General features: G+C 59.3%; 8 protein-coding genes. 2 read left to right on the forward strand and 6 right to left on the reverse strand.

Going from position 1 to position 13,073, the window contains the following annotated elements; genetic code table 11:
- The first annotated feature begins 141 nt into the window (after nt 1–141).
- Entirely contained in the window at nt 142–1,746 is a 1,605-nt protein-coding gene (locus P5540_19160) for a hypothetical protein (protein HRT66933.1), read from the forward strand.
- A gap of 51 nt (nt 1,747–1,797) precedes the next feature.
- Here P5540_19160 and P5540_19165 read toward each other — a convergent pair whose 3' ends face one another.
- On the reverse strand, nt 1,798–4,404 hold the full coding sequence (locus tag P5540_19165; protein ID HRT66934.1) for an alpha-L-fucosidase: 2,607 nt from the start codon (nt 4,402–4,404) through the stop codon (nt 1,798–1,800).
- Between the two features lie 188 nt (nt 4,405–4,592).
- Nucleotides 4,593–5,666 (reverse strand): uroporphyrinogen decarboxylase family protein, encoded by a 1,074-nt coding sequence (locus P5540_19170; GenBank protein HRT66935.1) that lies wholly within the window; start codon nt 5,664–5,666, stop codon nt 4,593–4,595.
- 340 nt (nt 5,667–6,006) lie between these two features.
- Between P5540_19170 and P5540_19175 the strand changes: the two genes are divergently transcribed.
- Nucleotides 6,007–7,182: a hypothetical protein gene (locus P5540_19175; GenBank protein HRT66936.1), complete on the forward strand. Its 1,176-nt coding sequence runs from the start codon at nt 6,007–6,009 to the stop codon at nt 7,180–7,182.
- Between the two features lie 318 nt (nt 7,183–7,500).
- Here P5540_19175 and P5540_19180 read toward each other — a convergent pair whose 3' ends face one another.
- The 4 genes from P5540_19180 to P5540_19195 all read right to left on the reverse strand — a co-directional run bounded on the left by P5540_19180 (nt 7,501) and on the right by P5540_19195 (nt 12,822).
- Nucleotides 7,501–8,973, reverse strand: a complete 1,473-nt coding sequence (locus tag P5540_19180; GenBank protein ID HRT66937.1) for a CoA-acylating methylmalonate-semialdehyde dehydrogenase — start codon at nt 8,971–8,973, stop codon at nt 7,501–7,503.
- 97 nt (nt 8,974–9,070) lie between these two features.
- A complete protein-coding gene (gene iolD, locus P5540_19185; protein HRT66938.1) occupies nt 9,071–10,948 on the reverse strand; it encodes a 3D-(3,5/4)-trihydroxycyclohexane-1,2-dione acylhydrolase (decyclizing) in 1,878 nt (625 codons plus the stop codon).
- Nucleotides 10,949–10,970: 22 nt separating this feature from the next.
- Nucleotides 10,971–12,056 (reverse strand): transaldolase family protein, encoded by a 1,086-nt coding sequence (locus tag P5540_19190; protein HRT66939.1) that lies wholly within the window; start codon nt 12,054–12,056, stop codon nt 10,971–10,973.
- 445 nt (nt 12,057–12,501) lie between these two features.
- Nucleotides 12,502–12,822 (reverse strand): nucleotidyltransferase domain-containing protein, encoded by a 321-nt coding sequence (locus P5540_19195; protein HRT66940.1) that lies wholly within the window; start codon nt 12,820–12,822, stop codon nt 12,502–12,504.
- Between the last annotated feature and the right edge of the window lie 251 nt (nt 12,823–13,073).

A 13,073-nucleotide genomic window follows, 5' to 3' on the forward strand; every position in this document is an offset into this window, starting at 1 on the left:
CGACTCAATTTGACATGACCCGCCCCAATCGCTTCCTTAGCCGGGGATTACGGTAAGTGACGGCCATGTTGAATGTCAAGGAAAACAGGATTATCATGGGGCTGAGGCCGAACGAACACAACCAAATGGAGGTCGGATCAGATGTCGAGGCTTTTCGCGTTGTCATGCATGCTGGGGGCGCTTCTGTATGACGGAGCGGCGCAGGCCATGGAGCCGTTTGCGGACGCGGCCTATGATCCGCCGATGGCCAAGGCGGCGAGTGAAGCGCCGTCGGACTCGATCAATCCCGCCCTACTGACCGGCTATCTGGCCCAAATGGACCGGTTTCACGTGTTCGACCTGTTTGCTGGGCAGACCGAAGCGCTCAAGGCGATGTATCCGCCCGAAAAGGGACGTCCGCTGAAGGGCGGTGAGGAAGTCCCCCTCGATCTGGATGCGGACACTTTCTTCGGAACGCCCATCCGTGACGCGGACGGCGGCTGGGTTTTCCTGGGAAGCGTTCAGTCCATTGACGCCGAAGGCGTGCGCCTGCAGGTGGATTTGTCCTCGCTCGATCCCGATTCCGAAGTCTGGATTGTGGACCCTTCCATCCCGCGCGCATACGGTCCGTATAAAGCCGCGGACTACGCCGGCGACGCGTATTGGCTGGCGACGGTCTTTCACGACGAATCCGTGTTGATGGTGCGTTCGCCCGATGATGACCTGCCCCGCCTGCGCGTGGCGGCCTATTCGCACCTGTTCCTGTCGCTCAAGGCCGTCGCGCTGTCCTGCAACATCTCGGTGGCCTGCTCCAATTCCGCCGTGCGCACGGCGGCCAGCGGCACGGCTATTCTGGCGATAGGGGGTACGGGATTCTGTTCGGGAACACTCATCAACAATCCCAAAACCACCGCGAACGAACCTTTCCTGATTACCGCGAACCACTGCATTTGCAGCCGGTCGGATGCGCGCAACACGGAAGCCTATTGGGATTTCCGTGAATCCTCCTGCGGCGCGCTGGACGCCGGCGCCTATTCCAGCCATCCCCGGAGCATCGGCACGAAACTCCTGGCCAGCAACTCGTGTCTCGACGCGACCCTGATTCAGCTGGACAGCGTGCCGGGCGGTTCATACGGACGGGTCTACGCCGGCTGGGACACGCGGACGCCCGTCGTCAACGAATATGTGCGATGCATTCATTATCCGCGGGGCACCTACAACCGCGCGTCCTACGGACGCATCCAACTTGTGGATAACGGCGGCGACTCTTTCGGATATCAGCACCAAAACAAGGTGGTATGGGACGAGGGCGTCACGGAAGGCGGATCGTCGGGGTCCTGTCTGCTCTTCAATGACAACATGCGCCTGCTGGGTACCTTGAGCAATGGGACCACCCACACATGCGGAACGGATCGATCCAACAACATTGACTATTTTTCATCGTTTCGCCATTTCTACGAGGATATCAAGCAGTACATAGACTCCGCGACGCCGTCAACCGCCGAAGGCAGCAACGCGTGCGATTCCTGCGGGGGCGGCCTGTGCCCGGCCAAGGCGCTTCTGGAGGACTACCCGGATCTGCTGAACAGCCTGAGGGCCTTCCGCGACAAGGTCATGCTGCGTTACGCGGCGACAGCCCCGCTTGTCGAGGCCTATTACGCCGCCGCGCCCCGGATGCTCGATGCCGTCAACACATCCGAAGAGGCGCGCGGACTTTTCCTCGCCGTGGCGCTGCCCGTTGCGAATGTCGCGGGGAAAATGCTGTAAAACCGGAGTTCGTAAACCTATCCGGCTCACTCTTGACGACGTTACATCGGGCTATGGGCGTGGGGATTTTTTCCATGCGCGGACGTATTCGATGCTGAAGGTGGAGGGCAGGTCTGTCGGATCGGGCAGGCCGAACCATTCGGGCATGGTTTCGCTGTCGAAATTGAGCGTCAGCGGCTGGTGCCAATCGGTGTTGGGACCACTGCGCACGAGCAGGCCGTCCACGTAGAACTTCAATTCGCGTTCGTCCCATTCCAGGCCGTAGACATGGTAGCCGTCCGCGAGATCGAACGGGGCGGACCAGAAATCGCCCACCTGGAAATGTTCTTTCGTGACCGGCGTCTTCATGACATGGACGGTCATGTGGTATTTTCTTTCAAATCCGCGCGCGCGTCCGCCGATTTCAAACACGTCTATCTCGGTCCACCAATCCGGCTGCGCGTCGTAGAACCAGAACGCGCTCGACGCGCCACTGGCCATGGCGCGCGCTTTGACCTCGAAGTATCCGTACCGGACGCGATCCCTGCTCTGAACGGCGGCTGTCGTAAATGTGTGATACCCCTCGGCCTTGAGCGCCTCCGGCGGTTCCTGCATCTGGGCGACGAGATGCAATTGGCCGTCGCGAACGCTCACGTTTTCCGGGGCGAAATAGCCTGGCTGTCGGCCTTTCCATGTCGGATTGTGCGGCCACCATTTCGCCGTGTCGAGTTCCCTGCCATCGAATTCGTCCCAGAACGGTTCATATTTGCGCCAACCCGCCGTGTTTTCCTGATCGGACAGCGGGAAATCGTCGTTGGTTCGCTTGACGGCCGCTTCGGACCATTTCGGATCGAAGTTTTTCCATCCCGTTTTCTTGGGTGCGCGATCGCCAGTCTTGGCGGGGGGTGGTCCGATCTCGAACGACCCGACGATGTTGCCGCCCAGGTTCAGGCACGGATCGCCATCGGGCGGAATGGCAAGGGCCTTGATGATTCCGCCCGCGGGAGCGACGAAAGGCTTCTCGTATTTTCGCGACGAAGAATCGGACCGTTTGCCCTCGTCCAGCCAGTATCGGATTTCACAGCCGGGTTGGGCGGACATCGCGATGCGGCCGTTGTCCTCGCGTCGAATCGTCGGCGCGGCCAAGACCGGCGGCTCGTAATAGAGGCCGAATTCGGAGATCGTGGGGGAGAGGCGCGATTGCGTGATCCGCAGGCGTACCCTTTCGGCCGATGCGGCATCGAATCGCAACAGGCGTTTATAGCCGACGGTTGTCGCGCGCGTGATGGTTTTCCATGCTTGGCCGTTCCATGCCTCCAGAAAGAATTCCTCGATGCGCTGGCCGGTCGGCGTGTGCTCCTGCAACATCGCGCGATTGAACGTCCGCATCGCGGGAAGTTCAAATTCGAGGACATGTTCCCCGGTCTCTTCCGCCGGCATCCAGCAGGTCGCCTTGTCGCCGTCCAGCGTGTTTGCGGCAGGGTGTTCCACATCCGCCGAAGACGAGGTCGTTCGCGAATCCATCGCCAAATTTTTCGCGAATGTGGCGCGCAGGACCTGTCCCAGTTCGCGCAGGCGCGCCACGTCGTTTTCGTGGATACGCCCGCGGCGGTCCGGTGGGATGTTGAGCAGCAGTTGCGAATTGCCGCCAACGGAACCGTAGTAGATGTCGAGAAGGTGGGAAAGCGACTTGACCTTCTCGTCTTCTTTCGCATGGTAGAACCAGCCGGGCCGAATCGAGGTGTCCACCTGGGACGGATACCACACGAAGCACGCCCCCCTGGCCGCCGCGTCGCGCAGAACCGACCGGCTGCCGAGATCCTTTTCCATGGCATTGCACGGAATGGGGATCAGGTCAATCTCGGCGGGATTGGGCGGCGGCGTTCCGATGAAGGTAGGCAGCACGCTCCATTCGCTTTCGCGGCACTCGCCGGCCTCGTTTCCGCACCAACGCACGTCGGGACCGCAGATTGAAAGGGTGGCGGCCGGTTGCAATTCGCGGACCACCGAAAAATACCCTTTCCAGTCGTATTCCTGTTTTTTGCCGTTCGGACCCTCGCCGCATGCGCCGTCCATCCAGACGTCGGCGATCGGACCGTAGTTCGTCAGCAGTTCCCGCAGCTGATTCATGTAATACGCATTGTACGCGGGCGAATCGCCATAGGTCTTTTCGTGACGATCCCACGGGGAAAGATAGACGCCGAATTTGATGCCGCCCTCGCGGCAGGCATCCGCCACTTCGCGCACCACGTCGCCCTTGCCGCCCCGCCATGGACTGTTTTTTACGGAGTGTTCGGTGTGGGCGCTTGGCCAGAGACAGAAGCCGTCGTGATGCTTGGCGGTCAGAATCAGCAACGTCATGCCGGCGTCCTTGCAGGCTTGAACCCATTGCCGGGCGTCGAACTCCGTGGGATTGAACAGCGCCGGGTCCTCCGTGCCTTCGCCCCATTCGCGATCGGTAAACGTGTTCATGCCGAAATGCGCAAATGCGGCGAATTCGAGTTCCTGCCAGGCCAGTTGGCGCGGCGACGGCGCCACCCGCGCCGCCAGCGCGACGGCGGTCGCTTCATCCGTGCCGGCGGGCACGGTCGCGATGCGCGGATGCGCCGGCTGGGCGCCCGAAGCCGAGACGAGAAGCAATCCTGCGCCGACCATTTTCAGGCTGTTGATGACATGCATGATCCTTCCTCCCATCGCGCCGGAGGCGTTTCCGCCGCTTCGACTTTACAGTAGCACGGGGCGCCCGCGGCCGCCAAGTCTTGTTTTTACCCTGCAGTTACAAAAAACCGATCGACGAAACCTTGGGGGCGCCATGAATCTTTTTGCTTGCCAAGAATGATGAACAGTTTCAGGGCAGTGGGTCGTATTCAGTGCGGGAAACGCAGTGCGCGAATACAGTCGAGATAGAAACAATAATCCGCCAGGGGTACGCCCGGGGTAATCAAATGGTCGGGCAGGGGTATAAAGCCTCCTTCCGCCATGAGGGGCTTCCGGCGTTCGATTTCCGCGGTGATGGCGTCTCGTCCCTTTTCGAGGACGAGTTTGTCTATGCCGCCGATGATGCGCAGATTCTTTCCATATTTGCGACGGAACGCCATGGGGTCCGCATGCCAGGGGCCGATTTCGACGGGGAACATGACGTTTACGCCGCCTTCAAGCCATAAAGGGATGAGATCCTCGATGTAACCATCGCAATCAATGAGGTGCAAATCGCATCCGAAGGAATGAAGGGTGTCCGAAATTTTACGGTAACCGGGCACGGCGGCCTGTTTGAACGTCCACGGTTGAATCAGCGGGCCGGTTCGAAAACAGATGTCTTCCCATCCCCATCCCATGTCTATGGGAATCTTGGGTCCAATTCGCCGAATGAACCAGCAGACCAATTCGGCTACCGTGTCGGCGGCTTCCGCGATAAAATCGGGATCTTCGCAACAGGCCATGCAGAAATGTTCGACACCCATCCAATTCCGCAACCAACCCACCATGCTTCCGGTTGAAACGGCCACCGGCCGGCCCGAAGCCCGGATCTCGTCAAGCCGCTGGTCGAGATCCGCGGGAAATCGTCGTTCATCGGGTTGGAGTCGCTTTTGGTATTCCGGCCACATGCCGCGATCCTTGAGTATCGAATCCACATGCTGCGGTATCATTGAACCCAGTTTGGAGTGTTTTGCGATTACGCCGTCTTCCTGCCGGATCAGGCGATAGGTGTCGCCTTCCTCGATGGTTTCCGCCTCGAACGGAGGAAAGAGTCCCAGATTCACCGGCACGCCGGCCATCATCGGCTCGGCGTTGAAATAGTTGTACTGTTCGCCCGGATCCCTGGGTAATCCCTCGGAGTACCATCGCTCCATGGTTTCGCCCCAGCCTGTCCAGTGCCACACCGGCATCCGGTCGAACGATCCATAGTGCATTACATTCAGGAAGTGTTCCCGTGGCGTCATGGCGTTGTCCTTTCCCTTTGTTGCGGGGACGAGGGAGAAAATACCGGTTCGATTTGCGGGAAGCAAACACGTCTACCAACAGTTCTTGATTCGTGCGCACGGCAGCGGTGTGGGTATCGCGCCAGGAACACGGGCAGGAACGGCAAGGAGAGTCGGCGGCTGAAAATTGAAAGGACCTTTGCGGACGGATAGACTGGGACAACGTGTTGATTCCAACCCCGTGGTTGCGAGGGAATGAGTGAATGCCGCCGCGATGTGGTCCTTGATGTCCTTGAAGAGACTCCCTGTCGGGAGCAATCAAAAAGGCCGGCTTCGAGGCCGGGGCCTTCGCATTTTGGGTATGGCGATCTACCTGATCGCGATGGCGGGCATCGTGTACGGGTGCGCGCCCGCCGTTGATCGATTCGTGGGCTGGCTGTTGCCCGTGTCGCCGTGGCCGCCGGTGGCGTTGAACAACCTGCCCCTGTATGAGGAAACATTTCAATCGTATGATTTCGAGTGGGTGCACCGCACCAATTCGCTGGGTCTGCGTGGAAACGAGATCCCGCCGAAACAGGCGGACGTGTTCCGTATTCTTGCCATTGGGGATTCGTATGTCTATGGATGGGGCGTCAATCAGGAAGACACATGGTGTGAACGGCTGGAACGCCTGTTTCGCGATGCGGGGCGCCGGGTCGAAGTCATCAATGGCGGTATGCTGGGAAACGGCCCGGTCGAATATGCGATGCGCGCCGAATATCTCATACCGGCCCTCCGTCCCGATCTGACGCTCGTGTGCATTTTGCAGGGCAGCGACATAGTGGAGACCCCGGTGGACATGAGCCGTCTTCCCAACCTGGGCGTGCTGGCCAAAAACTGGAAATTTCGGACGCCGCGTCCGATCCCAACTACGGTGAACCGGATGACACGCGAAACCAAGCGGATGTATTCCATCCAATTTGCCGAAAGTGAATTCCGTCAGATGACAGATGATCAACGAAGACGATTCGACCGGCTGGACGATGTGGTCAAGCAACATTATTTCAAAGGTTCGTTCAATGCCGGCATGATCGCCGGTGCGTTGAAATGGCCCGGTTGGTATGTTGAACTGACCCAACGCGATCCCCACAGCACCCAGCATCGAACCCAAACCCTCGCGGCCATGTTGCTGCGTATTCGGCGCATTGCTGATCGCTATGCGGGCCGAGTCTTTACCGTGATCATGCCCGAAGGGCCTTTTGTCAACCGTGCCGCGATTGCGAATTGGGGACGTTTGGGCTTCGACATGTCCCCTTTGCTCTACGGCAACGAGGAAACCGAGCGGATCATCCGGTCTTCGAGTGAAAAAGCGGGAATTGGCGTTTTTGATTTGGCTCCCGCGTTTAGGGAAAACGGCGACAAGCCCGAACTTTTTTTCGTGCTGGACACGCACATGGCGCCGCCCGGACATGTACTGGTCGCCCAAACACTCCACATGTTCCTGTCCGCGGACGCTGCCGTGCGCGCGTTGCCGGGCGGAATGCCAAACGTCCGGTGATGTTTATGTAGTTCTCCCTGCAGAAAGCTTCAAGGTTTTGAGTGTACCAAGTTCTTGCCTGTATTCAATAGTTCTGAACGCGTATGAGGAGAATTTCTATTGTGCGGGACGAGGGACAGACTGTCCAACAGGCGAGGCAGGAAGGGATACTTCTTGAATCGGCGGGGAGATCGAACCGGGCGGCGTACTGGCAATACGCACGACAAGTAACGGGGCAACCAGCACAATAACGGCGATGCCAATTATCAGTTTTCTCATTCATGCCTCCGCAAGTTCGCAAACAGTGACGTTTTCCATGCGGCTAACCGGCCGGGCCGATCAGAATTTTCGGTGCCATTCCTTGGGCCAGCGTTCGACGACGACTTTGGTTTGGGTGTAGAACTCGACGCCGTGGCGCCCTTGGCCGTGGAGATCGCCGAAGAAACTGGCGTTCCATCCGCTGAACGGGAAAAAGGCCATCGGGGCGGCCACGCCGATGTTGATGCCGACATTGCCGGCGGACACTTCCTGACGGAAGCGCCGGGCCGTTGCGCCGCCGCCTGTAAAGATACACGCCATGTTGCCGTAGGCGCGCGCGTTGACCATTGCGATGGCCGTGTCCAAATCGGGCGCATCCGCCAACGTCAACACCGGGCCGAAGATCTCCGTCCGCGTCACGTCGCTGTGGTCGGGAAGACCTTCGAGAATCGTCGGGAAAACGAAGAAACCGTCTTCATACCCCGCGGCTTTCTTGCCGCGCCCGTCCACGACCACGGTTGCGCCGTCCTGCGCGGCCTGGGCGATCAGGGATTCGATGCGCGCCTTACTCTCGGGACGGATGACGGGGCCCATTTCGATGCCGTCCGTAAGACCATAGCCCACTTTGCGTGTTTCGGCAATTTCGACGATGCGCTTGCGGAACTCGGTCCGCGCCTCGCCGACGAGGATGGCCTGAGACAAGGCCAGACAACGCTGCCCGGCGCAACCGAACGCGGCGTCGGCCACGATTTTCGCGGCGGAGTCCATGTCGGCGTCGGGCATGATCACGACGGGATTCTTGGCGCCGCCTTGGCATTGGGCGCGCTTGCCGTTCGCGGCCGCGCGCTGGTAGATGTACCGGGCCGTCGCCGTGGCGCCAACGAAACTGATCGCCGAAACGCCGGGATGGTCCAGCAGCGCATCAACGACATCCTTGCCGCCATGCACCAACTGCACGACGCCTTTTGGCAGTTCGATCATGTCCAGCAGTTCGACGAGGCGCGTGGCGGTCATCGGCGTTTTTTCGCTCGGCTTGAGGATGAAACAGTTTCCCGTCGCAATGGCGTACGGCAGAAACCAGAACGGGATCATGCCGGGAAAATTGAACGGCGTGATGGCGGCAACGACGCCCAAGGGTTCGCGGAACATGTGCTCGTCAATGCCGCGGGCGATATCCTCGTTGTTGTAGCCCTGCATCAGCGTCGGGATTCCGCAGGCGACCTCGATGTTCTCGATGGCGCGCAACAGTTCGCCATTGCTTTCGGCGTACGTCTTGCCGCACTCGTCCGTACACAAGCGGCACAGTTCGTCAACATGGTTCTCGAAGAGACGCTTGAAGCGGAACAGGTACTCGACGCGATCCAAGGCCGGCGTCATGCGCCATGCGCGTGCCGCCTCTTGCGCGGCCGCGACCGCTTCCGCCGTTTCTTCGGCCGTTGACAACGGCACGCAAGCAATGGGCTTGCCTGCCGCGGGATTGAATACGGTTTCCACTTGCAACGATTTCGATGCGCGCCATGCGCCGCCAACGTAATTCGACAAACGCTCCTTCATCACAGTCCTTTCGGGGGAGGGCACGCGTTCTCGTGCGACCGGGCGACTACGCACGATTCGGACGGTGGGGACGCCGTCCCTCCCGTGTTCACTTTCACTACAGGAAGTAGCGCTCTTTAGCGCGCATAACTTCCCACTGCTTGCGCGCATCGCGCACGCTGTCCATTTCGCTCACTTCCGCGACATGCACGTCCCACCAACTATCATAGCCCGGAACGCCCACGTAACGGTCCACCTGCATCGCAATCACGGTTGTGCGGCCGGTTGTTTCGGCCTTCCTCAGCGCTTCGACGAGTTCTTCGTGCGTCTTCACTTCAAAGACGATTGCGCCAAGGCTTCGCGCGTTCGCCGCCAGATCGACCGGCAGCGGCGTCACATCGCCCCCCGCCTCGTCGTCCGGTAGCACGCCGTTTTTCGGGTAGGCGTACCGGGTGCCGAAGCCTTTCTGGCCGAGGCTGCGGCTAAGTCCGCCAATGCTGTTGTAGCCGATGCTGTCGAGCAGGACGATAATCAGTTTTTGGCTTTCCTGGATTGACGTGATGATTTCGTTCGACAGCATTAAGTAACTTCCGTCGCCCACCATCACGTACACGTTTCGATCCGGGTCGGCGAGTTTCGCGCCCAAGCCGCCCGCGATTTCGTAGCCCATGCAGCTATACCCGTATTCCATGTGGAAATGCCGCGCATGATGCGAGCGCCACAGTTTGTGCAAGTCGCCCGGCAGACTTCCCGCCGCGCACACCATGATGCCGTCTTTCGTTCCGTGCGTGTTGACCGCGCCGATCACCTCCCCCTGGCTCATCAACGGCCTGTTGCGTATCCCGTAAATCCGATCGACTTCTGTTTCCCATTCGTCGTGCAGGGCGGTTGCATACGCGCGGTAGTCCGCGGCCACTTCGTATCCTTCGAGCCGGCTCAGCAACTCGCCGATCGTTTCGCGCGCGTCGCCCAGCAGCGGAACGGCGCTATGCTTGAACGCATCAAATTCCGCAACATTGATATTGATAAACCGCACCTCCGGATTCTGGAAGGCCGTCTTGCTGCACGTGGTGAAATCGCTGTAGCGCGTGCCGATCCCAATGACGAGATCCGCGTCGCGCGCGATACGATTTGCCGCCAGCGTGCCCGTGACGCCGACAGCGCCCAAATTGAGCGGATAATCGTAACGCAGGCTGTTTTTGCCGGCCATCGTCTCGCCCACGGGAATGCCTGTTTGCCCCACAAAATGGCACAGGACTTCCGTCGCCTCGCTGTACAATACACCGCCGCCCGCCACGATCATCGGGCGCTTGCTCGCGCGTATCCATTGCGCGGCCCGTTCGACGGCCTCGCGATCCGGCCGGTTGCGTGGCACATGCCATACACGTTTCTCGAAGAGCTCCTCCGGATAATCGTATGCCTCCGCCTGAACGTCCTGCGGCAGCGCGAGCACGACCGCGCCCGTGTCCGCCGGACTCGTTAGGACGCGCATGGCTTCCGGCAGCGCGCAAATGAGTTGATCCGGGCGGTTGATGCGGTCCCAGTATCGGCTGACCGGCTTGAAGCAGTCGTTGACCGAAAGGTCCTGGCCGTGTTCCGATTCGAGTTGCTGCAACACCGGCGCCACGTTGCGCCGCGCGAAGATGTCTCCCGGCAACAACAGCACCGGCAACCGGTTGATGGTGGCCGTTGCCGCGCCCGTCACCATATTTGTCGCGCCGGGACCGATGGAAGACGTACAGACGAACGCCCCAAGCCGGTTCTTCACTTTCGCGTACGCGATGGCCGTGTGAACCATGGCTTGTTCGTTGCGTGTCTGGCGGTATCGGAAATCCGGATTTTGTTGAAGCGCCTGCCCGATCCCGCCAATGATCCCGTGTCCGAAGATGCCGAAACATCCCGCGAAGAACCGCTGCTCGACGCCGTCGCGCTCGATGTACTGGTTCTTCAGGAACTTGATGAGCGCCTGTGCCATCGTCAACCGCTGAGTGGCCATGAATCCTTGCCTCCTTACCGTGTCACTTGTCGGGATTCGGCAACATGATGTTGCGCACGATGCCGACCAGTTGCTCGTAGGCCTCGATGAATCCGCGCAGGGTGCGAACGGTCGCCCCGTACGTGTCGAATTCCTCCGGCGTCATGCCGTCTTCCTCGTAGGCGCGGCGGAAATCAACGAACTTGTTCGTCAGTTCGTCCATGTACGCCTTCGGTACGGGATTGTGGATGCGGTCCACACACGGCACATCGGAACCGTTGTAGCGCTCCTGCCATTTGAACGGGATGCTGACAACCACGTCGCCGCCGATGAACTCCGACCAGTGCATGTGGTTTCGATACGCCGCCGACAACAGACGCAGCCGGTAGCCGCGCTCTTGATATATTTCATAGGCCCGCTTCATCGCAGCCACGCCGGCCCATTCCAAGCAAGCCGGGTCTACGATGATGTCCTCCTTCTCGGCGACAATCTTGAGCCAGTCGTCGAGCCTGCCGCACATGACGGTGCACACCGGACTCATCGTCGAGATGTCCTTGCCCTCGGCTTCACGCCGTCGCAGCCCACGTTCGACCGCCTCGGCCACGGCGATGCACTGCGGCACCGTGAAACTGACGGTCGCGTTGATGCTGATGCCTTCGTAGGTTGCTTCCTCGATGGCCGGGATGCCTGCCTTCGTCACGGGAAGTTTGACCTGCATGTTCGGCGCAAGGGCCGCGAACTCCTTCGCCTGCGCGATCAGGCGCTTTGTGTCGCGGTAATATTTCGCCATCGTCTGAATCGAGATGCGGCCCTTTCTGCCTTTCTCGCGATCGTATACCGGACGGAGAATTTCAGACCCCTTGACCGCCATTTCCTTGTTCAATTGTATGGCGACTTCGTCGTCCGTGAACGCGGGATTCTCTTCGGCGATTTGGCGGATGCGATCTTTCCAGAGGTGCATTTCCTTGTTCAGGACGTAGACGACGATGCTCGGGTTCGTCGTGGCGCCGACCGCCCCGTGCGCCACCGAAAACGTCAATTCCTCGATCGAGCACGAGTCGTTCCACAAGTCCGTGATCGTCGTGCACGCCATTTCGTGCAGCGGCCCGATATACTTCCTTTCGGTCATTTCCTTACTCCTCCAAGTCAACGTATAGGGTAGGCGGAGCGAAGCAGAACCTACCACAAGTCAGCCTCCGATAATGCCTTCCGCCCATGCAATGATCGCCTCGGCCGCACGCAATGCATTCGCGTGATCCTCTGCGGTTACCAATCCGCTCGTTCCCGGTTAGCGCAACTGAGTTGCATAGATTGTCGGACGCACGGCGTCGCGAACGTCGGGCGGCACATTCGCTCCCTTGCTCTCCAATCCGTGAAGCAGGAAAGCAAGTTCGTGCACGTAGGCAAAGGGCCGGTCGTTGAGCGGATATATTGCTCTTATACCAAGTTCGGCGGCCTGGTGGGCCATGAAACAGAGATCTTCCCATTATTCACCCTCAGGAAGCGGTTGCCGCGCCACGAGCAATTTGCCCTTGGCGCGATCCACCCATTTCTTTGCGGCGCCCGGCGCCCGTTCACGCGGCACGGTACATAACCTTTTCTTCATGGATTGCTGTATGAACTACCATCGAGGGGTTGTCGCGAAGTGCAGCGACATCGCTCTCCAGTACGACGATAATATCTTTAGGGCATCCCAAATCCCAAAGACGCTGATTCAACCTGTACACCGTCTCAAGGCGATCCGTCCCATCCGGCATCACCACCAATAGATCCAAGTCGCTCTCGTCGTGGATATCGCCGCGCACGGCAGAACCGAACACGACGACCAACCGCGGATGCGCCTCTTCGACGATTCGCGCCACGGCTTCATCCATTACTTCAATTGGGCTTTTCATCTCTTGTTTCCCTGGCGCTATTGTGTCGGCGAATGGTCGCCTGAGTCAAGATGCCCTGCGATAACATGGCGTGGAAAATTATGTTCATCCTGTTTTCATTGCGTATTCGCCTTATCAGACATACGGGATGCTCCATCGTGCTTGGATGTGATCAAATGACATCATTTCTATCCAAATTGAGGCATGCAGAAAGCCGTTTTGGAGTAAATAGACAACGTTTTTTCCGGGAAAGCGTTCTTGGGACACCTTTT

The sequence above is a fragment of the Candidatus Hydrogenedentota bacterium genome (assembly GCA_035450225.1).
Classification (GTDB): domain Bacteria; phylum Hydrogenedentota; class Hydrogenedentia; order Hydrogenedentales; family SLHB01; genus DSVR01.